The organism is Streptomyces sp. NPDC006487 (genome assembly GCF_042870555.1).
Taxonomy (GTDB): domain Bacteria; phylum Actinomycetota; class Actinomycetes; order Streptomycetales; family Streptomycetaceae; genus Streptomyces.
The window spans coordinates 258,775-281,556 of sequence record NZ_JBIAHN010000009.1 but is presented as its reverse complement, the minus strand read 5'-3'; the positions used below and the strand labels follow the sequence as shown (position 1 = coordinate 281,556).

Annotated in this window: 20 protein-coding genes; 6 read left to right on the top strand and 14 right to left on the bottom strand. The window is 72.4% G+C overall.

Annotated elements, in window-relative coordinates:
- The first annotated feature begins 602 nt into the window (after positions 1–602).
- From ACFYM0_RS17880 to ACFYM0_RS17870, 3 genes are all read left to right on the top strand, one after another.
- The gene (locus tag ACFYM0_RS17880; RefSeq protein ID WP_388502178.1) at positions 603–1,304 is read left to right on the top strand and encodes a hypothetical protein; all 702 of its coding nucleotides are present in this window, start codon (positions 603–605) and stop codon (positions 1,302–1,304) included.
- Between the two features lie 248 nt (positions 1,305–1,552).
- Positions 1,553–2,068 carry a hypothetical protein gene (locus tag ACFYM0_RS17875; RefSeq protein ID WP_388502175.1) on the top strand — a complete coding sequence of 172 codons (516 nt, stop codon included), beginning with the start codon at positions 1,553–1,555 and terminating at the stop codon, positions 2,066–2,068.
- Between the two features lie 217 nt (positions 2,069–2,285).
- On the top strand, positions 2,286–3,071 hold the full coding sequence (locus ACFYM0_RS17870; RefSeq protein ID WP_388502172.1) for a hypothetical protein: 786 nt from the start codon (positions 2,286–2,288) through the stop codon (positions 3,069–3,071).
- 26 nt (positions 3,072–3,097) lie between these two features.
- Here ACFYM0_RS17870 and ACFYM0_RS17865 read toward each other — a convergent pair whose 3' ends face one another.
- A complete protein-coding gene (locus tag ACFYM0_RS17865; protein ID WP_388502170.1) occupies positions 3,098–3,733 on the bottom strand; it encodes an ADP-ribosyltransferase in 636 nt (211 codons plus the stop codon).
- 217 nt (positions 3,734–3,950) lie between these two features.
- On the opposite strand from ACFYM0_RS17865, the gene ACFYM0_RS17860 reads away from it, so the two are divergent.
- Both ACFYM0_RS17860 and ACFYM0_RS17855 read left to right on the top strand, forming a co-directional pair.
- Positions 3,951–4,583 carry an excalibur calcium-binding domain-containing protein gene (locus ACFYM0_RS17860; protein ID WP_388502167.1) on the top strand — a complete coding sequence of 211 codons (633 nt, stop codon included), beginning with the start codon at positions 3,951–3,953 and terminating at the stop codon, positions 4,581–4,583.
- A 131-nt stretch (positions 4,584–4,714) separates the two neighbouring features.
- Positions 4,715–6,127: a cytochrome P450 gene (locus tag ACFYM0_RS17855; RefSeq protein ID WP_388502164.1), complete on the top strand. Its 1,413-nt coding sequence runs from the start codon at positions 4,715–4,717 to the stop codon at positions 6,125–6,127.
- A gap of 9 nt (positions 6,128–6,136) precedes the next feature.
- Here ACFYM0_RS17855 and ACFYM0_RS17850 read toward each other — a convergent pair whose 3' ends face one another.
- Complete coding sequence (locus ACFYM0_RS17850) at positions 6,137–7,708, bottom strand: MFS transporter (RefSeq protein WP_388502161.1); 1,572 nt, start codon at positions 7,706–7,708, stop codon at positions 6,137–6,139.
- A gap of 97 nt (positions 7,709–7,805) precedes the next feature.
- On the opposite strand from ACFYM0_RS17850, the gene ACFYM0_RS17845 reads away from it, so the two are divergent.
- Positions 7,806–9,896, top strand: a complete 2,091-nt coding sequence (locus ACFYM0_RS17845) for a prolyl oligopeptidase family serine peptidase (protein ID WP_388502159.1) — start codon at positions 7,806–7,808, stop codon at positions 9,894–9,896.
- A gap of 145 nt (positions 9,897–10,041) precedes the next feature.
- Here the strand turns inward: ACFYM0_RS17845 and ACFYM0_RS17840 are convergent, their stop codons facing one another.
- The 12 genes from ACFYM0_RS17840 to ACFYM0_RS17785 form a co-directional block, all read right to left on the bottom strand.
- Positions 10,042–10,971 (bottom strand): ABC transporter ATP-binding protein, encoded by a 930-nt coding sequence (locus ACFYM0_RS17840; protein ID WP_243331896.1) that lies wholly within the window; start codon positions 10,969–10,971, stop codon positions 10,042–10,044.
- A gap of 92 nt (positions 10,972–11,063) precedes the next feature.
- Positions 11,064–12,101 carry an ABC transporter ATP-binding protein gene (locus tag ACFYM0_RS17835; RefSeq protein WP_388502156.1) on the bottom strand — a complete coding sequence of 346 codons (1,038 nt, stop codon included), beginning with the start codon at positions 12,099–12,101 and terminating at the stop codon, positions 11,064–11,066.
- Positions 12,101–13,087, bottom strand: coding sequence for an ABC transporter permease (locus ACFYM0_RS17830; protein WP_327255609.1), 987 nt, complete (start codon positions 13,085–13,087; stop codon positions 12,101–12,103). The genes ACFYM0_RS17835 and ACFYM0_RS17830 overlap by 1 nt, the downstream gene beginning before the upstream one ends.
- Complete coding sequence (locus tag ACFYM0_RS17825) at positions 13,084–14,067, bottom strand: ABC transporter permease (protein ID WP_388502153.1); 984 nt, start codon at positions 14,065–14,067, stop codon at positions 13,084–13,086. Before ACFYM0_RS17825 ends, ACFYM0_RS17830 begins: the two co-directional genes overlap by 4 nt.
- Positions 14,068–14,089: 22 nt before the next feature.
- Positions 14,090–15,835 (bottom strand): ABC transporter substrate-binding protein, encoded by a 1,746-nt coding sequence (locus tag ACFYM0_RS17820; RefSeq protein WP_388502151.1) that lies wholly within the window; start codon positions 15,833–15,835, stop codon positions 14,090–14,092.
- A gap of 228 nt (positions 15,836–16,063) precedes the next feature.
- Positions 16,064–16,774: a GntR family transcriptional regulator gene (locus ACFYM0_RS17815; protein WP_388502149.1), complete on the bottom strand. Its 711-nt coding sequence runs from the start codon at positions 16,772–16,774 to the stop codon at positions 16,064–16,066.
- Between the two features lie 74 nt (positions 16,775–16,848).
- Positions 16,849–17,781, bottom strand: a complete 933-nt coding sequence (locus ACFYM0_RS17810) for an ornithine cyclodeaminase family protein (protein WP_388502383.1) — start codon at positions 17,779–17,781, stop codon at positions 16,849–16,851.
- 23 nt (positions 17,782–17,804) lie between these two features.
- On the bottom strand, positions 17,805–18,836 hold the full coding sequence (locus tag ACFYM0_RS17805; RefSeq protein ID WP_388502146.1) for a proline racemase family protein: 1,032 nt from the start codon (positions 18,834–18,836) through the stop codon (positions 17,805–17,807).
- Entirely contained in the window at positions 18,833–19,837 is a 1,005-nt protein-coding gene (locus ACFYM0_RS17800) for a proline racemase family protein (RefSeq protein ID WP_388502143.1), read from the bottom strand. The genes ACFYM0_RS17805 and ACFYM0_RS17800 overlap by 4 nt, the downstream gene beginning before the upstream one ends.
- A 27-nt stretch (positions 19,838–19,864) precedes the next feature.
- Positions 19,865–20,794, bottom strand: a complete 930-nt coding sequence (locus tag ACFYM0_RS17795; RefSeq protein WP_388502141.1) for a dihydrodipicolinate synthase family protein — start codon at positions 20,792–20,794, stop codon at positions 19,865–19,867.
- A gap of 87 nt (positions 20,795–20,881) precedes the next feature.
- Entirely contained in the window at positions 20,882–22,273 is a 1,392-nt protein-coding gene (locus ACFYM0_RS17790) for an NAD(P)/FAD-dependent oxidoreductase (protein WP_388502138.1), read from the bottom strand.
- On the bottom strand, positions 22,254–22,589 hold the full coding sequence (locus ACFYM0_RS17785) for a (2Fe-2S)-binding protein (protein ID WP_388502135.1): 336 nt from the start codon (positions 22,587–22,589) through the stop codon (positions 22,254–22,256). The genes ACFYM0_RS17790 and ACFYM0_RS17785 overlap by 20 nt, the downstream gene beginning before the upstream one ends.
- Positions 22,590–22,782: the final 193 nt, after the last annotated feature.

Genomic DNA, 22,782 nt, shown 5'->3' with positions numbered 1-22,782 from the left:
CACTGAAGTACCGTCAGCTAGACCTGAACCCCCGTCACTCCTCATGGAGAGTGGCGGGGGCTTCCTGTTTTCTCCGAAACGGGGCGTACACCCCGGCACGGGGTGCAGACCGAACCTCTCAGCGGTGGCCGTCGGCCACCTCGCGCCGTTCACCCCTGCAAGGGCTGGCGACGCTGCCCACGGAGAACGCCGTGAACACCATCCATTCTCCCAGCTGTGAGAAAAAGCCTCATTCTTCGGACTTCATGACGGTCGGCGACCCGCGGTCACCACGGTGGGGGTGGGTCCGGCCGGCGTTGTCCATCAACGGGCTCCACAGGTCGAGGTTCGGTCCGAGGCGGGCGCCTCTTCGGGGCTGTCGCAGGCGTTGCCTATGGCGCCGAGGATGAGGAGGACGACGAGGAGGTCGCCGGCCTTGTTCAACGGATCGTCAGATGTCGCGGGCGGAATCTGCGCGGGCGGCCCGTACGCACGGTTCGGGGCCGCGGTCGTTTCGGGATCGCTCGCGCCGTGTCTCACCTGCCGTGCACGGCACCGGGAGACGTCAACAGTTTGTATAAGATCCGCGCGAAGTGACGTGCTTTGCCACCCGAGGAGCCTCTGTGAGTCGTACCCGCACACCGCTGTCCGCCGTCGCCCTGGCCGCCGTTCTGGCGCTCGCCTCGACGGGCTGCCAGGACTCCGGGGACGACAAGAACGAGCCTCCGAAGCCGCGGTACGACTCCAGCGCCCTTACTCCGGCAGAGAAGCGGTTCATGGATGTGATGTGGGAGGTCGGCAACCGCGACACGCTCCGGAAGGCGACGGCTCAGGAGATCGCGGCCTCGCCCCGCTATTACGCGATCCAGTGCACGGGTGACGCGCAGCAGCGGGCGAAGTTCGTCGACGAGAACGACCACGATCCGAAGTTGACGCCGGAGCAGCGGGTGAAGCTGCTGGAGTCCTTCGAGCGGGACCTGTGCGCGAACACGGCGGCCGGCGATCCTGAGAAGGCTGCGCCCGACGCCGCCCAGGACGTCGAACTCGGCAAGCCGGAGATCACGACGAAGTACTCGATGACCGAGGTGAAGGTCCCGCTCACGGTCACGAACCACAGCTCGAAGAAGTCGAACTACTCGGTCGAGCTGGAGTGGGTCGACGCGGAGGGTACGCGGGTGCACAACGAGACGGCATACATCGAGAACGTGCGGCCGACCCAGACGACGAAGGAGAACCAGGACGTCTACGCCGAGGAGGCCGTGATGGAGAAGATCAAGGATCTGCCGGTGAAGATATCGGGCGTGAAGCGCACCGAGTCGTTCTGAGACCAGCCGCGCTTCCGGCCCACCGCCGCGTTCGTCCGACGGTACGTCGAGCACGCGAAGCCAGGGGTTCGCCGCCGGGACAGCGTGCATGCAGCCGGGCACATCCTCCCCGGCCCCGTCAGCGCCGGCCGGCCCGGCGAAGAGAGCAAAACGTACGAGTACGAGGAGAAGCCGTGAACCGGATACCACCGCAGCCGCAGTACCAGCCCTTCCGGCAGCCGATTCCGCCGCGGCGGGGTGGGCGCAGCATGAAGACCGTCGCCCTTGTGGCGGGGGCGGCCGTCGGGGGTCTTCTCCTGTTGGGGGTCGTCATGGGGAACCGGGGATCCTCGGTACCGGAGCCGCGGTCGCCCCGTGAGGCGTACATGAGCGGCTGGACGGCCCTGCGGGACGGAAAGGCGAAGGAAGGCTCCGAATCGTCGTGCGCTGCGCTGGTGGACCCTCGGGAGTCGGAGGATCTCCGGAAGGCGTTTCGGCAGGGCTGCACGGACCGTGTGCTGATGCACGGGAACAGGTCGGATGAGTACGCGGACACGAAGATGCCGCAACCGGTGGAGGACACGGGCGACGTGATCCACGGAGATGAGAGCGATCCCTCGCCCGTGACGCCGTCGCCGCAGGTGAAACCTCAGGACTGTGGCTGGGTGGCTCCTCCCCCCGTGTTCGTTCCCGGGCCCCCGGAGCGCGACAGGTACGGCGGCATCATCGCGGGAACCGAGCACGGGCGTTGGCAGCAGCAGCCGCAGCAGTGGGTGTGCCGGTGAGCGCGCATGCGCTTCAGCGGCGCGCGGGCCGGTCGTGTTCGGGGTGTCGGGCGGCGTTCGCGGGTGAGGGTCGCCGATCAGTACCGCGACGTCCAGGAAGTCGCACGAGGCCCCTGCCCTCGGGCGGGCGCCTTCGTCGTGTTCTGGGATGTCCCCACGGCCTCGTCGGCCGGGCGCTACGCTCCCCCGGAATTCGACGAAGTGTCAGAGGAGCCCCATGCCCAGCCTGCCCGCCGACGGCGCGCCCCTGCCGGACCAGCCTCCGCCGCCGGGCCGGTTCGGTTCCCCGCAGAGGACCCTCCTGGGATGCGGCGGGATGGCGACGGTCTTCCTCCTGCTGCTCCTGGTCGTCGCGGCGTGCTCCGAAAGGACGCCGGCGAAGCCTCTGCCGGCGCCCACGGTGACCGCCACGGTCACCGTCACCGCACAGCCCGCACCTGCTCTCCGTCCCATGCCCCGGATCGTGGGATCCACGTACGCGGACGCGGCGAAGCAGATCGAAGTCCTCGGCGGAGGCTCCCTGCAGCGCAGGAGCGTCTATACGGACGTCGTCCTCCCCGCCGATACGGGCACCTGGCTGGTGTGCATCCAGGGACCGGCCCCGGGAGAAGGAATCACCAACGGCGGACAGCGGGCTGCCCTGGCCGCGCCGGATGCGACATGCCCGGAGCGAGAAGGGACTCGACTCCACCCGGAGGCCCGCCCGACCCCCACCCCGCCCCCGGCTCCGGCCCCCGCGCCCCCCAAGGGCGACGGCAAGGGGTCGTCCTCCGGGGCCAGTAGCAGCGGCGGCGGCACGTCCTCGGGAGGGGGCGGCACGAGCGGCGGCACGAACAGCGGGGGCACCAGCGGCGGAGGCACCAGCGGCGGCGGAGGCAGGAGCGGCATCCAGTTCGGCCAGTCCTGCTCTCCTGTCGGTGCCAGCGCGACGACGTCGGACGGCCGCCCTGCGAAGTGCTTCATGGGCAGGGACGGCCACGCACGCTGGGGATACCGGAACTAGCCCGACATCCGGGTGGAACGACGGCTTCAGCCGGGGTAGTTGGTGCGCCAGGGCTCGTAGTACGGGTTGTCCTCGCAGCGTTCCATGATCTCCACCTTCTTCACCGTGTCCACCGGACAGACGGCCACGATGAACGAGCGGGCGATGCCGCCCGGGAAGGCCACCTCGACCTGGGAGGCGTACTTGTGGGTGTCGCCGATGGTCTGGTTGACGTCCACGCCGCCGGGGGCGTCGATGTAGTAGTTCCAGCCACTCTTCCAGGACTTGTACAGGTCGTGGTTGTAGGTCGTGGAGACGTACGGGGAGGGCTGGTTGACCAGGACGTAACTCTCGATGTCGTACTGGCCGTTCAGGGTGTCCCTGGGCAGGAAGCCCTCCTCGAAGACCACCGACGGCGGGCGGCCGTCCGAGCGGTAGAGCTGCTTGCAGTTGATCCGCCAGGACGGGGAGGGAGTGATGCGCTCCACCTCCACGCGTTCGTCGGCGGCGGCGAAGAGGTGGTCCCGGACCCGGGGACAGGAGTTCGCGGGAGCCGCCGCGTGGACCGATCCGGGGGCGGCGGCCGGGGCGGAGGCGGAGGCGGAGGCCGGGGGCAGCAGGGCGGCGGCGAGGACGGTCGCGAGGACGGCGGCGCGACGGCGCAGGGCACGAAGGGTGATCATGGGCCCACCCTGGTGCCGTCGGGCCGCGCCCGGGGGCATCCTCACCCGTTGGTGAGCGTGTCGAATTTCGCCTCGACTGCCTTGCTTCGGGCGAGAGTTGATGATGGAACGATCCTGCTGGGCCGGAGCGCGCCAGGGGGCTCTGGGTAGGCTCGCGCACCACGGCGGTTCCATGCCGCGTGATCTTGGGGGTCATTTCATGTCCGTACATCGAGGCGTGCGTCGAGGCCTGCATCGAGGCGTTGCCCTGGCAGCCGCCGTGGGGGCCGCCGTCCTCCTCCTCGCCGGGTGCGGGGAGCCCGCCACCCCGGAGGGCAAGGACTCCGGCACACCGGGATCCGCGCCCACCCCGACCGGGTCCGGGCCCTCGGTGCCGATGCCGGGGCTCATCGGGAAGACCTCCACCGAGGCCGAGACCCTCGTCACGCCGCTGTTCACCAAGCCGGTCGAGGCGCGCAGCGCCTACGGCGACGTCCCGCTCGCCACCGATCACGGCCCGTGGGCGGTCTGCTTCCAGACCCCGGCCGCGGGCACTCCCGTGGCGGGCGGCGCCACCGTCGAGATCTTGCTCGTAGCACCCGGGATCCAGTGCCCGTCCGCGGCCGGCGCCTCCCTGCATCCGCCCAAGGGGCCGAGCCCCGCCGAGACCCCGGTCCCCTCCGCGGACCCGGGCCATCCGAAGCCGAAACAGCCGAAATCCAGCCCGACCCCGGCCCCCGGTCCCCGGGACGTCCACTACGAGAACTGCACCGAGGCCAAGGCCGCCGGCGCCGCCCCGATCCGGCGCGGCGAGCCCGGTTACGGCAAGCACCTCGACCGGGACGGCGACGGCATTGCATGCGACAAGTAAGAGGGTAGGGAGGGGGGTTGGGGCGCCCCGCGCTGCGGCGAATTCCGGCCATGCCCCCGCAGGCCTAGCCCCCGATGGGGGTCCGCCCCCAGAATCGCCCGGTCGGGACAGTTCTGAGGGCGGGCGGAGCCATGGCATCAGCGCAAGCGGCACGGACGGGCACCAGTGGCGGTGGCCGTCGCGGTACGGAGATACCCCGGCTGGAGGGCGCCCCGCTGCTCGGGTCGCTCGCCGACCTGAAGTCGGACGCCCTCGGTACGTACCAGCGGGCGCGCCACCTGCACGGTGACGTGGTGCGGATCACGGCCGGCCCGCCGGGGCTGCGCACCGAGCTGCACTGCGTGTTCTCGGCGGAGGGGGCCCAGCAGGTCCTGGCCTCGCAGGCGGCCAACTTCCGCAAGGACAACGCCCTGTACCAGGAGGTCCGCGTCGCCCTCGGCAACGGTCTGCTCACCAGTCAGGACGAGGACTACCTGCGTCAGCGGCGGCTGGTCCAGCCGCTGTTCACCAAGCGCCGGGTGGACGGGTACGCGGAGGCGGTGGCGACCGAGACCGCTTCCGCCCTCGACGCCTGGGACGCGACCCCGGACGGGGTCGTCGACGTCGCGCAGGAGATGACGGCGCTGGCGCTGCGCGCCGTCTCCCGGATCCTCTTCGGCGCCGACGTGGACGCCACCGCCGATGTCGTGGACCGGTGCTTTCCGGTCATCACCGCCTATGCGATGCGCCGCGGCTACTCGCCCGTCAACCTCCCCCGCACCTGGCCCACTCCGGGCAACAAGCGGGCGGCTGCCTCGATGGACGAGCTGTACGCGGTGTGCGACGGGATCATCGCCGAGCGCCGCCGGATCACGGGGGCGGGTGAGGGGGACGGCCAGGATCTGCTGTCGCTGCTCGCCACCGCGAGCAGCGCGGACGACGGGGAGTTCGATGCCACCGAGCTGCGCGACCAGGTCCTGATCTTCCTGCTGGCCGGGCACGAGACGACCGCCACCTCGCTCGCCTTCTCCCTGCACCTGCTGGCCCGCCATCCCGATCTCCAGGACCGCGCCCGCGCCGAGATCGCCGCGGTCCTGGGCGACCGTACGCCCGGGGCCGCCGACCTCGACCGGCTCCCGTACCTCTCCCAGGTGCTCAAGGAGGCCATGCGGCTCTACCCCGCGGCCCCCGTCCTCGGCCGCCGCTCGGTCGCCGCGGCCGAGGTCGACGGGCACACCATCCCGGCCGGCGCCGACGTGATCGTGGCGCCCTGGGTGACCCACCGCCACCCCGCCTACTGGCCGGACCCGGAGCGCTTCGACCCGGACCGGTTCACCCCGGAGGCGGAGGCGGCCCGGCCGCGGTACGCCTGGCTGCCCTTCGGAGGCGGTCCGCGCGCCTGCATCGGACAGCACTTCTCCATGCTGGAGTCGGTGATCGCACTGGCGATGCTGCTGCGGGCCTACGAGTTCGAGGCGGTCGACACCGAGATCTCCGTCGTCGCCGGGATCACCCTGCTCACCACCGGTCCGGCGCGCTGCCGGATCCGCCGCCTGAGGGCCTGACTCCGTCGTCTACCGGGCTTCGGCGCCCGCCGCCGGTGTGTGGTTGCCCTGGAGGCGGGCGAGGTCCGAGGGCCGCACCTGGATGACGAAGAGCGCGATGAGCGCCGTGACCAGGGTGAAGGCGGCCGCGGCCACGAAGGCGGCGCTGACGCCCGAGGTGAGGACCTGGTCGCTCCAGGGCTTGGGGTACTGCTTGGTCTTGGCGAAGAAGAGTTTCTGCTCAGGGGTGGCGGTGCGCAGGAAAGAGCCCGCCTGGTCCCTGGCCTCGTTGCGGCTGGCCGTGCCGAAGACGGTGACGAGGATGGACAGGCCCAGCGAGCCGCCCACCTGCTGCATCGCGTTCAGCAGTCCGGAGGCCGCGCCCGATTCCCGGTCGGGGACGTTCGAGAGCGCCATCAGGGTCAGGGAGACGAACTGCATGCCCATGCCTGCGGCGAACAGCAGCATCGGGCCCAGGATGCTGCCCAGGTAGGTCGAGTGGATGTCGGTCTGTGTGAGCCAGGCCAGTCCGGCGGCCGAGAACAGGGAGCCGGCCACCATGAACGGTTTGGGGCCGAACTTGGGCAGCCCCTGGGAGGTGATCCCCGCCGTCACCGCGATCATCGCGCTGACCGGCAGGAAGGCGAGCCCGGCCCGCAGCGGGCTGAACCCCAGCACGTTCTGCACGAACAGGGTCAGGAAGAAGAACATGCCGAAGATCGCGCAGGCGAAGAAGAGCATGATCGCGTACGTACCGGCCCGGTTGCGGTCGGCGAACATGTGCAGCGGGGTGATGGGCTGGGGCGAGCGCCGTTCGTTGACCACGAAGAGGGTCAGCAGGACCACGGCCGCCGCGAAGGAGCCGAGGGTCAGCCCGTCCAGCCAGCCGTCCTGGGACGCGCGGATGAATCCGTAGACCAGGGCGACCATGCCGAGGGTGGAGAGCAGGGCGCCCGCGAGGTCGAAGTGTCCGGGCCGGCGGGCGGATTCGCGGATCACCTTCGGGGTGACCAGGGCGATCAGCAGGGCGATCGGTACGTTGACGAAGAGCACCCAGCGCCAGTTCAGCCACTCCACGAGCACCCCGCCGGCCAGCAGCCCGATCGCGCCGCCGCCGGCCGAGACGCCGGCGAAGACCCCGAAGGCCCGGTTGCGTTCGGGTCCTTCGCGGAAGGTGGTGGTGATCAGCGCGAGGGCGGTCGGCGAGGCGATGGCGCCGCCGACGCCCTGGAGGGCGCGTGCGGCCATCAACTGGCCGGCGTTCTGGGCGAACCCGCCCAGCAGGGAGGCCAGGCCGAAGAGCAGGACGCCGAAGATGAAGACGCGCCGCCGGCCGAGGATGTCGCCGGTGCGGCCGCCGAGGAGCAGCAGGCCGCCGAAGGTGAGGGTGTAGGCGTTGACGACCCAGGACAGGCTCTCGGTGGAGAAGTCGAGTGCGGTCTGGATGTGCGGCAGCGCGATGTTCACGATGGTGATGTCGAGAACGACCATGAGCTGGCAGGAGGCGAGCACGAGCAGAGCTAGTCCGTGACGGCCTTCCTTGCCCTGGACCTTGCCGTCGGTCCCGGTGCTGGTACTGCTCGGCGTAGCGTTCGGGTCCACTTTTTCGACGCTAAACCTGTACTGGGGGTGCCACCACTCGAACGGCCTAGCCTATGCGACATATGCCATGTGGTATTTCACATGACACACTGATTTCATGGATCGCATGGATGACTTCCTCAGGCTCTCCGCGAGCACCGCCCGGTTCACCTACGGCGCCCCGCGCGCCTTCGCCTTCGGTGACGAAGGCAGGCTCCTCTGGTTCCTCCGCTCCACCGGCCCCACCGATCCCTTCGACAGCCTCTGGGTCCTGGACACCGCCACCGGCACCGAAACCCGGCTCGCCGACCCCCGCGAACTGTCCCCGGAGCCCGCACCCCTCCCCGTCGTCGAGCGCCGGCTGCGCGAGCGCTCGCGGCTCGTCGCCGCCGGGATCGGCTCGTACGCGCTCTCCGCCGACGGGCTCACCGCGGTGTTCGCCCTCTACGGGCGCCTCTACGAAGTCACCCGCGCGGCCGGCGCCGGAACGCCCGCGCAGCCCAAGGAACTCCCCACCGCCGGTCCCGTCTTCGACCCGCGCCCGAGCCCCGATGCCTCCCGCATCGCCTACGTCACCGGCGACGCCCTCCACACCGTCCCCGGCGGCCGGATCAGCCCCGACGACGGAGCCCGCTGGGGCGTCTCGGAATTCGCCGCCGCCGAGGAGCTCGACCGGCACCGGGGGCACTGGTGGTCCCCCGACGGGGAGCGCCTGCTGGCCGCCCGCGTCGACGAATCCGCCCTCCAGCGGCGCTGGTTCGCCGACCCGGCGCACCCGGAGCTGCCGGCCGAGGACTTCGCCTACCCCGAGGCGGGCGGCCCCAACGCCGACGTGCGGTTCTGGGTGCTCGGACCGGGCACGGACGCCGCGGTCCGGCTCGACTGGGACACCGAGACCTACCCGTACGTCTCCGACGCGGAGTGGGACTCCGCCGCCGAGATCCTGCTCACCGTGCAGGACCGGCTCCAGCAGAACGTCCTGCTGCTCTCCGCGGACCCGGACACCGGGCGCACCCGGGAGCTGTCGCGCACCACGCACCCCCAGTGGGTGGACCCCATGCTCCCCGGCACCCCGGCGCGCCTGGCCGACGGCCGGATGCTCACCTCGGCCGACACCCCCGGCGGGGCGGCCCGCGCGCTCGCTCTGGACGGTGTACTGCTCACCGGCGACGGGCTCCAGGTCCGCAGGGTGGCGGGCACCCACGGGAACCGGCTGCTGATCGAGGCCGGGCGGCGCGACCCCGCCGAGCAGCAGGTGCTCCTGCTGGACCCGGACACGGGCGAGGTGTCCCCGCTCGCGGACGGGCCCGGGGTGCACGCCGTCCTGGCGGCCTCCGCCGGGGCGCTGCTGCTGAGCTCCGCCGACGCCGACGGGATCCGGCGGGTCCTGCGGACCGCCGACGGGAGGGAGTCCTGCCCCGGCGACCAGTCGCAGCCGCTGCCGTACCGGGTGGTCCCGGTGCTGGAACGGGTCACCGAGCACGGGGTGCCCACCGCCCTGGTGCTGCCGCGCGGGCACGTCCCCGGCACGCGGCTGCCCGTCCTGATGGACAGTTACGGCGGCCCCGGCATGCAGGACGTCAGCGCCGAGCCGCGCCGCTGGCAGCACCGGCAGTGGTGGGCCGACCAAGGCTTCGCCGTGGTCACCGTCGACAACCGCGGCACCGCGCACGTCTCGCCGCGGTTCACCCACGCCATGTTCCGGGGCTTCTCCGAGGTCACCCTGGAGGACCAGGTCGCCGCCCTGCAGGCGCTCGGCGCGCGCCACGCCGACCTCGACCTGACCCGGGTGGGCATCCGCGGCTGGTCGTACGGCGGGTACCTGTCCGCGCTCGCGGTGCTGCGCCGCCCGGACGTCTTCCACGCGGCGGCGGCCGGGGCCGCCCCGACCGACTTCCGGCAGTACGACACGGCGTACACCGAGCGCTACCTGGGGCTGCCCCAGGCGCACCCGGAAGTGTACGAGCGGGACAGCCTGCTCGCCGACGCGGCGGGCCTGCGCCGGCCGCTGCTGCTGGTCACCGGGCTGGCCGACGACAACGTCCACCCCTCGCACACCCTGCGGCTCTCGCAGGCCCTGACCGACGCGGGCCGCCCCCACCAGCTCCTCGCGCTGCCGGGCGTCACGCACATGACCCCGGGCGGAGTACGGGAGAAGGTCATGGCGCTGGAGCTGGAGTTCTTCCGCAAGGAGCTGGGCCTGGCCTGAGGCGTGGGGGGGGGGGGGGGGGCCCCCCCCCCCCCCCCCCCCCCCCCCCCCACCGCCACCGGAACGACGGAAGGGCCCCGGAGCGAGATCATCGCTCCGGGGCCCTCCCCGTACCCGGGTTCCCCGCCGGTCCCCCGGGCCGCGGCTACGCCATGTGGCAGGCCACCTCACGGGAGGCGACCGTCCGCAGCAGCGGCCGTTCGGTGCGGCAGATCTCCTGCGCCACGGGGCACCTGGGGTGGAAGGTGCAGCCGGGGGGCGGGGCGGCCGGACTCGGCGGATCGCCGAGCAGCACGATCCGCTCGCGCCGCCGCTCGGCCGCCGGGTCGGGCAGCGGAACGGCGGACAACAGCGCCCTGGTGTAAGGGTGCTGGGGGTTCTCGTAGAGCGACTTCTTGTCGCCCATCTCCACGATCCGGCCGAGGTACATGACCGCGACCCGGTCGCTGACCCGTTTGACGACCGAGAGGTCGTGCGCGATGAACACGTAGGCCAGGCCCAGTTCGGCGCGCAGCCGCTCCATCAGGTTGACGATCTGCGCCTGGACGGAGACGTCGAGCGCCGACACCGGTTCGTCGGCGATGATCAGCCGGGGGCTGGTGGCGAGCGACCGGGCGATGCCGATGCGCTGCGCCTGACCGCCGGAGAACTCGTGCGGATAGCGGTCGATGTGCTCCGGGATCAGTCCGACGAGCTCCATCAGCTCGGCGGCCCGGCGTCGGGCGTCCGCCGCGCTCGAACCCTGCACCAGCAGCGGGTCGGAGATGATCCGGGCCACCGTCTGGCGGGGGTTGAGGGAGGAGTGCGGATCCTGGAAGACCATCTGGAGGTTCCGCCGCAGGGGGCGCAAGGCGCCCTGGGAGAGCCGGCTGATGTCCTTGCCGTCGAACTCGACGCTTCCGGAGGTCGGTTCCAGCAGCCGGACCAGCATCCGCCCGGTGGTGGACTTGCCGCAGCCCGATTCGCCCACGAGGCCCAGGGTCCGGCCTGCCTCCAGGTCGAAGGAGACCCCGTCGACGGCGCGCACGGGCGCCCCCCGGCGCCCGGTCGCGGTCCGTTTGCCGGGGAAGGACATCGTCAGGTCGCGCACCCGCAGCAGCGGCGGCGGGGTCTCTCCGCGGGCCGCCGGGACGCGGTCGGTGCGGGTGTCCGGCTGGTTCGTCGTGCTCATCGGGTCACCTCCCGGACGGCGCCCGCGAAGTGGCAGGCGGACTCGCGGCCGGCGTCGCCGTAGGGACGCAGTGCGGGCCGCACCGTGGCGCAGCGCTCGCGGTCCGCGTCGTCGGCCGCGGCCGCCACGGGGCAGCGCGGGGCGAAGGCGCATCCCGGGGCCGGGGCGAGCAGGGAGGGCGGGGAGCCGGGGATGGCCCGCAGCGGCTCGTCGTCGGCGTCGTCCAGCCGGGGGAGGGAATCGAGGAGCCCCCGGGTATAGGGGTGCGCCGGGTCGGCGAACAGGTCGTCCACCGGTGCCTGTTCGGCGGCCCGGCCGCCGTACATGACGAGTACCTCGTGGGCGACCCGGGCGACCACACCCAGATCGTGGGTGATCATGACGACGCCGAGTCCGCGTTCCTGCTGGAGCCCGGCGATCAGCTCCAGGATCTGCGCCTGCACGGTGACGTCGAGGGCGGTGGTGGGCTCGTCGGCGATCAGCAGGTCGGGTTCGCACGCCAGCGCCATGGCGATCATCGCTCGCTGGCGCATGCCGCCGGAGAACTGGTGCGGGTACTCCCCCGCCCGGCGGGCGGGTTCGGGAATGCCCACCTCGCCGAGCATGTCGACGGCGCGCCGTTTCGCGGCCGCCCGGCCGGCCCGGAAGTGGACCCGGAAGTGCTCGGCGATCTGCTCGCCGACCGTGTAGTAGGGGTGCAGGCTGGACAGCGGGTCCTGGAAGATCATGGCCATCTTGCGGCCGCGCAGCTTGGAGAGCTCCTTCTCGGACCTGGTGGTCAGCTCCTGCCCGTCGAGGGCGATGGAGCCGCCGATCTCGGCGCCCCGGTGCAGGCCCATGACGGCGAGGGAGGTGACGGACTTGCCCGAGCCGGACTCGCCGACGATGCCGAGCGTGCGGCCTGCCTCGACGGTGAAATCGAGGGAGTCGACGGCGCGCACGGTGCCGCGCGGCGTGGTGAACGTGACCTGCAGGTCGCGCACTTGGAGCAAGGGGGCCTTGGGTGCTTCGGGTGCTTCGGGAGGAGGGGCCATCAGTACCTCACCCTCGGGTCGATGACGGCGTACAGGAGGTCGACGGCGAGGTTCGCGACGACGATGAAGAAGGCGGCCAGCAGGGTGACCCCGAGCACGACGGGCTGGTCCGAGCTGACCAGGGCCCCGTAGAACAGCCGCCCGATGCCCGGGAGTCCGAAGATGGACTCGGTGATGACGGCTCCGGCGAGCAGGCCGCCGAGGTCCATGCCGAAGATGGTGAGGATCGGGGTCATCCCGGAGCGCAGTCCGTGTTTGACCACGACGGTCCGCTCGGGCATTCCCTTGGCGCGGGCGGTACGGATGTACGGCTCGGCCATCGCCTCGATCATCGAACCGCGGCTCTGGCGGGCGTACATGGCGGCGTAGAGCAGGGCGAGCGCGGTCCAGGGCAGGAGCAGGTTGCTCGCCCAGGCGAGCGGGTTGTCGGTGAAGGCCTGGTAGGCGGGGTAGGGCAGGAGCCCGGCGATCCGGATGACTCCGTAGATGAGCATCACGGAGGTGAAGTACACCGGCAGGGAGGCGGCGGCGACCGCGCCGACCATGAGGACCTTGTCCGTGACCGTGTCCTTGCGCAGGGCGGCGGTGACTCCCGCGCCGAGTCCGAGGACGAGCCAGAGGGCGGCCGCGCCGACGGCGAGGGAAGCGGAGACCGGGAGCCGGTCCATCAGCAGGTCCCATACGGGCAGGGAGTTCTCGTAGGAGTAGCCCAGGCAGGGGAAGTCGCACTGGACGGCGTACTGGCCGGTGCCGAGGGTGCGTCCGGTGAAGATCCCGGTGAGGAACTCGCCGAACTGCCGCCACAGCGGCCGGTCCAGGCCGAGGTACGCGCGTACGTCGGCCAGCCGCTCGGCGCTGCAGGTCTTGCCGCAGGCGGCCGCGGCCGGGTCGGAGGGGAGCACGTAGAAGATGAGGAAGGTGACGGCGGCGATGGCCAGGAGGACGCCGGCGAGGGCGAGCAGCCGGCGCGCGAGGTAGAGGATCACGTCCGGCCGCCCCTCGGGTCGAGGATGTCGCGCAGGGCGTCGCCGAGCAGGGTGAAGGCGAGGACCGCGAGGAAGAGGAAGAGGCTGGGGATGACGAAGTACATGGGGTCGGTCTCGTAGAAGGCCACGGACTCGGCGATCATCTGGCCCCAGGAAGGGGTGGGCGGGCGGACGCCGACGCCGAGGTAGCTGAGCGCGGCCTCGGTGCTGATCATGCCGGGGATGAGCAGGGTGGTGTAGGCGATCACCGGGCCGGAGACCCCCGGGAGGATGTCGCGGGTCAGGATCCGCCAGGAGCTCGACCCGCCGACGCGGGCGGCGTCCACGTACTCGCGGTGTTTGAGCGAGAGTGCCTGGCCGCGGACGACGCGGGCGACGCCGGGCCAGCCGAAGACGCCGATGACGACGGTCATGAGGACGATGCGGTTGACGTCCTTGGCCACCGACAGCATCGCGATCATGAAGATGAGGGACGGGAAGGACATCGTCAGGTCCATCAGGCGGGACAGGACGGTGTCGGTGCGGCCGCCGAAGTAGCCGGCCGCGATGCCGGCGGCGGTGCCCGCGACGACCACGATGGCGGTGGCCGCGAAGGCGATGAGGAGCGAGACCTGGGCTCCGTTGACGACGCGGGCGAACAGGTCGCGGCCGCTGACGGGTTCCACGCCGAGCCAGTGCTCGGGGCTGATCCCGCCGAAGGAGCCCAGCGGCTGACCGCCGAGGTAGGGGTCGATGGCGGACTTGTCGAACTCGTCCGGGCCCCAGCCGCCGAGGGTGCCCAGCCAGGGGGCGGTGGCGGCCATCAGGACGAAGAGCAGGACGACGCAGAGGCTGACGCGGACGGCGGGGCGGCGGCGGAGTTCCCGCCGGGCGAGCTGCCAGGGGCTGCTGCCCGGGGGGAGGGCCCCGGCCGGTGCGCCGTCCGGGGCTGCCGGAAGGGCGGCGCCCGGTCCGGCGGCGCCCGGTGCGGTGGTGGTCATGGTGTCAGGGGCCCCCGCGTCCTCAGCCCTGGCTCTTCGCGGGGTCCTTGAGGCCGACGGTGGCGTAGTCGATCTGGCCGACCCAGACGGGGTGGCCGAAGGCGCCGGCGATGTTGGTGCCGACGAGCAGCGGCTTGCGCTCCAGCAGGAGGGGGATGGCCGGGGACTTCTTCATGATCTCGGCGTCGAGGTCGATCCAGGCCTGGTTGGCCTGCTTGGCGTCGGCCATGGCGTTGATCTCGTCGATCCGCTTCATGGTGGCGTCGTCGCGGAACTGGGCGTTGTTGCCCTGGTTGCCCTTGTCCTTGATGGTGCGTCCGTCGAAGACGAAGGGGATCCAGGTGGAGCCGGACGGGTAGTCGGGGCACCAGCCGGCGAGCGACATGTCGGGGGTCGTGGAGAGGTCGCCGATGACGTCGTAATAGGCGCCCGGGTCGACCGTGTCGATGACGACCTCGACGCCGGCCCGGGCGAGGCCCTGCTGGAGGGCCTCCGCCTTGCCCTTGTCTCCGGTGGAGACGGCGAGCGAGACCTTCAGGGTCTCCTTGCCGGCCGCCTTGAGGAGTTCCTTGGCCTTGGCGGGGTCCCCGGACGGGGCGATCTTGAGGGTGTCGGCCTGCTTGCCGCCGGACATGGCCGGGGGCAGGTAGGCGGTGGCGATCTCGTTGAGGGCCGGGCCGCCGCCCGCGGTGATCACGGCCTCCTTGTCCACGGCGTACTGCACGGCCTCGCGGACCTTGGGGTCGTTGAAGGGCGCGCGCGAGTTGTTGAGGTGGAGCATCTCGGTACAGCCCTGGGACTCGGCCAGCAGCCGCGACTTGATCTCCGGCTTGGGCAGCACCTTGGGGGCGCTCTCGGGCCGCATGTCGGACCACTGGACGGAGGAGGCGTCGGCGCCCTCCCCGGCGATGATCCGGTCGTCGATCTGGCCGCCCTTGAGACCCATGACGACCACGAACTTGTCCGGGTAGGCCTTGCGGACGGAGTCGGTCTTGGCGTCCCAGTGCTCGTTGCGGACCAGGACCAGCTTCTTGTCGCGGTCGTACGACTCGATCTTGTACGGGCCGGAGGAGAACGGGCGGGCGTCGTACTGCGTGCCCTTCTCCTGCGACTCGGGGACCGGAGCGAAGGTGGGGAGGGTCGCGGTCGCGGAGAACTCGGCGACGGGACGCTTCAGTTCGAAGACGATCGTGCGGTCGTCGGGGGTCTTCACGGAGTCGAGGTGCTTGCCCTGGAGCGGGCCCTTGTAGCCCTCGGTACCGGCGAGGTACTGGGCCGCGTAGTCGGGGCCGCCGGTGAGGTCGGGGGCCATCGAGCGCTCGACGTTGTACTTGATGTCCTGCGCCTTGATGGGCGAGCCGTCCTCGTACTTCACGCCCTCCTTCAGGGTGAAGGTCCAGGTGCGGCCGCCGTTGGAGGAGGTGCCGAGGTCGGTGGCGAGGTCGGGGACCAGCTCGCTGCCGGCCTTGCCCGGTTCGGCCTTGAAGGTGACCAGGGTGCGGTAGAGGAGGCGGGTGCCGAAGTCCATGGTCGGCATGACCCAGTTGCGGGCGGGGTCGAGGTGGGCGAAGTCCTGGTTGGACAGGACGGTGAGGGTGCCGCCCTTGACGGGCGCACCGCCGAGGATCTTCCCGTCGTTGGCGGAGGCGGGGTTGGAGGCCCCTGCACCTGCGGCGGAGCCCTTCTTGGGGTCGGAGCAGCCCGAGGCGCCGAGTGCGAGTGCGGCCACCAGGGCGGTGGCGAGGGCGAGTTGGGTGCGCTTGGTCATGGGTCACTCCAGTGAAGGGCCGCGCTCTATGATGTGACCGGTAACATAGTAATGTGAAATTGTACTGACAAGGGGTTGGACCCAGGTTGGACCCACCGTTATCCAGCCGTGTCCAAATCAGCGGGTGCGGAGGGGTGTTGGGCATGCCGAACGCCGGGCGCGCCACTGCGCGGCCCGGCGTCGTAGGAGGAGCGGGGGGGGCTGGGGGTGGGGGCTGGGGGTGGGGGCCTAGAGGCCCGAGCCCAGGCGCCCCTTGGGGCGGCCCACCGGCTCGTCGCGGCCTTGCGCCCAGAGGGAGCGGACGTGGCCCAGGTGGCGGGTCATGCAGGCTTCGGCCGCCTCCGCGTCGCCGGTGAGCATCAGGTCCAGGAGCTCGATGTGCTCCTCGGCGGAGGAGACCAGCTTGCCGGCCTCGTCCAGGCCCGTCAGGCCGTACAGCCGGGAACGCTTGCGCAGGTCGCCGACGGTTTCCACCAGGCGGTCGTTGCCCGAGAGGCCGAGGAGGGTGAGGTGGAATCGGCGGTCGGCCTCCAGGTAGCCGATGAGGTTGTGCTCGCGCGCGCTGGTGACGATCTCCTGCGCGATGGGGCGCAGGGCCTCCAGGGCCTCGGGCGTGGCGATCTTCGTGATCTTGCCGATGGTCGGGACCTCGATCATCGTGCGCAGCTCGGTGTACTGGTCCAGATCGCGCTCGCTGACCTCCGTGATCCGGAAGCCCTTGTTGCGGACCGGTTCCACCAGACCCTCGCGGGCCAGGTCGAGCATGGCCTCGCGCACCGGGGTGGCCGAGACGCCGAGTTCGGCCGCGAGGCCGGGGGCGGAGTAGACGCTCCCGGGGCGCAGCTCACCCGCTATCAGGGCTGCCCGCAGGGCGTGGCCGACCTGGTCGCGGAGCCGTTCCTGAGCCTTGATGAGACTGTGCTGCTTCAGGTCACCCATTGCATTTCCTCCGAGACCGCTCACACCACCGGCGTGCGGAGGAACAGCGTACAATGTCACGTTGCGCTTGCTCCTCAGCGGATGCCGCCCCCGGCGGCCTCGAACAGGGCCACCGCCACAGCCAGATCTTCCCAGGCCATGCCCACACTCTTGAAGAGCTGTGGACAACTCGCCGCCCCCGGGCCCGGCAGCCGTCCCGCGACCAGGTCGGCCAGGGTGCCGCTGATGTGACCGGCGCCGATCGCCCCCTCCGCCTCCGGCACCAGCAGGTCCCCCGCCTCCCGCAGAGCCGCCGCACGCGACTCCACGTAGACGGCCGCCCGCCGGACCAGCGCCGTGTCCACCTCACGGGCGTCCGGCTCGTGCGAGCCGACCGCGACCACGGTGGCGCCCGGCCCGATCAGCCGCCCGTCGAAGAGGGGCTCGCGGGAGGTGGTGCAGCAGATCACCAGGTCGGCGTCGGCCACTTCCGCCGCCACCCCCTGCCGGGCGGGGACGCCCAGCCCCCGCGCGTGCGCCGCCAGTTTCTCCGCACCGTCGGCGCCGGCCGGTGACCCCGCACGGGCCACGACCACCACCTCCGCCGGCTGCCGCATCGCGTGCACCGCTTCGAGGTGCCCGTACGCCTGCGGTCCCGATCCGAAGATCAGCAGCCTCGGCGGCCGCCCGGCCGGGGCCAGGTGGCGCAGCGCGAGCGCCGAGACCGCCGGGGTGCGCAGGGTGGTCAGCGCCGCCCCGTCGAGCAGGGCGAGGGGGCGCAGGGTGGGGCCGTCCAGGAGGAGGTAGGACCCGGTGATCCGGGGCAGACCGAGCGCCGGGTTCCCCGGGGCCACCCCGGCGATCTTCACGCCGGCGTAGGACCCGGTGGCGGCCGGCATCAGCAGCAGCTCGCCGCCTCCGGGCACCGGCAGGGCGCTGCGCGGCGGGCAGGTCTCCGGGTCCAGCCCGGCCAGCAGGACGCCGGCCAGCGCGTCCGCGGCGGCGGCCGGGGTCAGCAGACCGGCCATCTCGGCGCCCGACAGCTGGGGGATCACAGCAGGAACCCCGTGCCGAGCGCGTCCTGCGGGTCGGCCGAGAAGAGGTGCTCGCCCGTGCGGTACGCCGTACCGGTGACCTCCGTGACCACGCCTTCGGCCACCCGCGCGGCGACGCGGCCGGTGAACACCGTGCCCACGACCGACTCGTGCAGCAGGTCCTCCCCCTCCCCCAGCCGCCCGTCCTCGGCCAGCAGCGCGAGCCGTGCCGAGGTGCCGGAGCCGCAGGGCGAGCGGTCGATCTGGCCGTCGGCGAAGACGGTGACGTTGCGCTGGTGCGGTCCGAAGGGGGTGTCGGGGAGCTCCTCGTACAGGGTCACCCCGTACACCCCGGAGAGCAGCGGCCCGTCCGGGTGCCAGGTCCCGGGGTGGGTGGCGAGGGCGGCCCGGATCTCCTTCCCGGCGCGCACGAGCTCGGGCAGGGAGCCCGGGGTCACGTCCAGGCCGAGGTCCCGGGCGGACAGGGAGGCGTAGCAGGCCCCCGCATGGGCGATGTCCACCTCGGCCATGCCCAGAGTGGTGGCGACGGGCACCTTGCGGGCGCTGGTGCGGGCCGGGACGTTGCGGAAGGTGACCCCGGTGGTACGGCCCTGGGCGCGGTGCACGGTCGCGCCGACCCGCCCCGAGGGCACGTCGATGCGCACCTGGACGTCCCCGTCGTCCGGGGCGGCGACCCGGCCGGTGTCCACGGCCCAGGCGCCCAGCGCCATGGTGCCGTGGCCGCAGGCGGTGGAGTAGCCGTCCTTGTGCCAGAACAGCACTCCGAAATGGGCCCCGTCGTCGTCGGGCGGGACCACGAAGCCCCCGTACATCCCGGCGTGCCCGCGCGGCTCCTGCACGAGGAGCCGCCGTACGTCGTCCAGGGCGCCGCGCCGGGGGGCCGTGCCCGATCCCCCGGGCCCGATGGCGGTGGCGCAGCGCTCGGCGACGGTGTCCCCGGGCACGGGCGGGGCGCCGCCGGTGGTGAGATCGACGATGCGGAAGGGCTCGCCCGCGGTGTGGTAGTCCACGGTTCGTACGACGGTCACAACAGGAACCCTCCGGGGAACGGGTCGGACGGGTCGAGGAAGTACTGGGCGGTACCGGTGATCCAGGCCCGGCCGGTGACGGTGGGCACGAAGGCCGGGCGTCCGCCGACCGTGGTCTCCTCCACGAGGCGGCCGGTGAACTCGGTGCCGATGAAGGACTCGTTGACGAAGTCCGTGTCCAGGGGCAGGAGTCCGCGGGCGTGCAGCTGCGCCATGCGCGCGCTGGTGCCCGTGCCGCACGGCGAGCGGTCGAACCAGCCCGGGTGGATGGCCATCGCGTGCCGGGAGCGGCGGGCGTCGGAGCCGGGTGCGGCGAGGTAGACGTGCTTGACCCCGGCGATGGAGGGGTTCTCGGGGTGGACGGGCCGGTCCGGGGAGCCGTTGACGGCCTCCATGACGGCCAGGCCTGCGGCGAGCAGGTCGCCCCCGCGCTCCCGGTCGAAGGGCAGGCCCAGCGCGTCGAGTTCGACGAAGGCGTAGAAGTTGCCGCCGTAGGCGAGGTCGTAGGTGACCGTGCCGTATCCGGGGACCTCGGCCTTGAGGTCGAGCCCGACGCAGAAGGCCGGGACGTTGGTGAAGGTGGCGGCGGTGGCCGCCCCGTCCTCGACGCGGACGTCGACGCTGACCAGGCCGGCCGGGGTGTCGAGCCGGACGGTGGTGACCGGCTCGACGACCGGCACCATGCCGGTCTCCACCAGGACGGTGGCGACCCCGATGGTGCCGTGCCCGCACATGGGGAGCAGGCCCGACACCTCGATGTAGAGGACGCCGAAGTCGGCGTCGGGGCGGGTCGGGGGCTGCAGGATGGCGCCGCTCATCGCGGAGTGGCCGCGCGGCTCGTACATGAGCAGGGTCCGGAGGTGGTCCAGGTGCTCGATGAAATGCAGCCGCTTGTCGGCCATGGTGGCGCCGGGGATCACCCCGACTCCCCCGGTGATCACCCGGGTGGGCATGCCCTCGGTGTGCGAGTCCACCGCGTGGTAGATGTTTCGGGTGCGCATCAAGTCCCCCTCGGACTTCGGACTGGGTTAGCTGAGGCCCTCGGCGAGCGCCTTCTCGGTGGCGGCGCGGACGCCGGCCTCGATCTCGCCGGTGAGCGGGAAGCGGGGCGGGCGAGTGGGGCCGCCGGGGCGGCCGGCCAGGTCCATGGAGAGCTTGATGGCCTGGACGAACTCGGTCTTGGAGTCCCAGCGCAGCAGGGAGTGCAGGGACTTGTAGAGCGGCAGGGCGGTGTCGAGGTCCCCCGCGACGGCGGCGCGGTAGAGGGTGGCGCAGGCCTGCGGGAGTGCGTTGGGGTAACCGGCGATCCAGCCGACCGCGCCGGCGAGGGCCAGCTCGAGCAGGACGTCGTCGGCGCCGATCAGCAGGTCGAGGCCCGGGGCGAGTTCGGCGATCTCGTAGGCGCGCCGCACGTCCCCGCTGAACTCCTTGACGGCGACGATGGAGCCGTCGGCGTGCAGCCGGGCCAGCAGGGCCGGGACGAGGTCCACCTTGGTGTCGATGGGGTTGTTGTACGCGACCACGGGCACGCCGACGCGGGCGACATCGGCGTAGTGGGCGCGCACGGTGTCCGCGTCGGCCCGGAAGGCGTTCGGCGGCAGCAGGAGGACGGATCCGGCTCCGGCCTCGGCGGCCTGTTCGGCCCAGCGGCGGGATTCGGCGCTGCCGTAGGCGGCGACTCCGGGCATCACGCGGGAGCCGTCGCCGGCGGCCTCGACGGCGGTACGGACGACGGCGGCGCGCTCCTTGTCGGTGAGCGTCTGGTACTCGCCGAGGGAGCCGTTGGGGACGACGCCGTCGCAGCCGTTGGCGATCAGCCAGGCCACGTGTTCGGCGTAGGCGTCGTGGTCGACGCTCAGGTCCTCCCGCAGGGGCAGGGTGGTGGCGACCATGATGCCGTGCCAGGGGCGGGTGCGGGTGTCCGTACCGGCGGGCGCGGGGGTGTGCGCGTGGGTCATGAGAGTGCTCCCTAGGGTGATGTGTGACATTTTACTAGTGGGTGTGACGTGGCCACAAGAGGTGCGGCCGCCCTGTCGGCGGTCCCGTCAGGGAAGTTCGGCGGGAAGAGCGGCGAGGTGCCGGAGAGGAACCGGGCAGGACAGCGGCCTGCGGTCGGGGGCCGGGTCGGTCCCGGCGAGCGCGGCGACGGCCGGGCCGCACATCCGGCCCTGACACCAGCCCATCCCGGCCCGGGTGAGGAGCTTGACCGTACGGGCGTCCCGCGCCCCCAGGTCTTCGACGGCCTCCCGGATCCGGCCCGCCGGGACCTCCTCACAGCGGCACACGTCCGTGTCCTCGCGCAGCCAGCCGGTCCAGCCGGAGCCCGGGCGGTGGGCACCGGCCATCGCTGCGGCGAACGCGCGCAGCCTCGTACGGGTACGGACCAGGCGCGCCGGAACCGGCCGGCCCGCAACCGAATGGGCAGCGATCTCCCCCTCGGCCAGGGCCAGTTGGGCGCCGCCGATGCCGCCGGTCTCCCCGGCGGACCAGACCCCGGGGACGGAGGTGCGCTGCTGCGCGTCCAGCTCCAGGGCGACCGTGGCGTCCGGGCTCGGACGGGTGGCGCAGCCCAGACCGGTGGCCAGCTCCAGCTGGGGCACCAGCCCGTGGCCGACGGCCACGGCGTCGCAGGGGATGCGGCGGGCGGTGCCGGGGACCGGGCGCCAGTCCCGGTCGAGGCGGGCCACCGTGACTGCCTCCACCCGGTCGGTGCCGTGCGCCTCGGTGACGGCGTGCCGGGTGAGCAGGCGCACCCCGTGGCGGAGCAGGGCCCCGCCGTACGTGGCGCCTTCGGCGAGCTTGCCGGGGTTGCGGAGCAGGGCGGGGGCGTGGGCGGCGTAGCCGGTGTACGCGGCGGCCTCCACGACGACGGGCACCCGGGCTCCGGCGGAGGCGAGCGAGCCGGCCACGGCGAGCAGCAGGGGCCCGCTCCCGGCGACGACGACCCGGCTGCCGGGAAGCACGAGCCCGCCCTTGAGCATGGCCTGCGCCCCGCCGGCCCCGACGACCCCGGGCAGGGTCCAGCCGGGGAAGGGCAGCTGGCGTTCGTAGGCGCCGGTCGCGAGCAGGACGGCCCGGGCCCGGACCGTGGCGGGGGCCTCGTCGGACCCCGCGACGGCGTGCAGGGTCCAGGCAGCGCCTTCGGCGGCCGGGACGACCGTCCAGACGTGGTGGTGGGGCAGGTACGTGATCCGGCCGACCGATGCGTGGGCGCGCAGGGCGGCTTCGCGCGAGGCGAAGGCGGACCATCCGTGGTGCAGGGCCTCGGGGCGGGCCGCGCCGAGTCCGGGCGCGGGGTGGCGGTAGAACTGCCCGCCGGGGCGCTCCCCCGCGTCGAGCAGGATGACGCGCAGGCCCAGGCCCGCGGCCGTGACCGCGGCGGCGAGGCCGGCGGGGCCGGCGCCGACGATGGCGAGGTCAGACGGCGAGGTCGTCATGGCCGGTCCCTTCCTGGGTGGTGACGTGGTCGCCCGGGCGGGCGGGGACGAGGCACGCGCGCTGGTTCGGGCGGCCGTTGACGGTGACGAGGCAGTCGTAGCAGCTGCCGATGCCGCAGAACGCTCCGCGGGGGGCGGCGGTTTCGCGGGTGGTGCGCCAGGCGAGGATGCCGGCGGACCAGAGGACGGCGGCGATGCTCTGTCCGGTCTGGGCCGGGAGTTCGCGGCCGTCGAAGCGGAGGCTCCAGGTTTCGGCGGGGGTCCCGCCCACCAGGTCGCGGGGCGACCTTCGCCGGCCCCTCGTGGCTTCGCTCATCGCTTCCGTCCTCCTCGATTCCTCTGACTCGGTGCGCGCACCGCCTTGGCCCTGCGGGGCGAAGTCCCCTACCCGCCCTTCCACCGTTCCCCGGGCTCCGCCCGGACCCGCGCCTCAAACGCCGGCGAGGCTGGCAATACCCCCGGGGCTCCGCCCCATACCCCGGTCCTCAGACCCCGGTCCTCAGACCCCG